1 pseudogene is annotated in these 249 nt (G+C 62.7%); it reads right to left on the reverse strand.

The features are described from left to right. Positions 1-249 (reverse strand): annotated as a pseudogene (locus J5M58_RS27415) (arginine-ornithine antiporter); the annotation flags it as partial.

Here is a 249-nt window from a genome sequence, read left to right on the forward strand (position 1 = left end):
CAAAGGCTGCCACCAGGGCGCCGATGACCACGGCTGCAAAGATCAGCTTTTCCACGTTGGTGAAGACAGGTTGGCCGACTTCACGCTTGGCCTTGGCGAACAGGATGGCGCCAGGTGCGTAGAGCAGCGCCGACAGCAGCAGGTACTTGAGCCCGCCGGCATACAACAGCCACACGGCATACACCAAGGCAACCAGCGCCACCAGCAGGTCCTTGCGGCGCAGGGCCGGCTGCCCATCGTAGGTTTCTT

This window comes from Pseudomonas sp. 32_A (genome assembly GCF_017490905.1).
Taxonomy (GTDB): Bacteria; Pseudomonadota; Gammaproteobacteria; order Pseudomonadales; family Pseudomonadaceae; genus Aquipseudomonas; species Aquipseudomonas inefficax.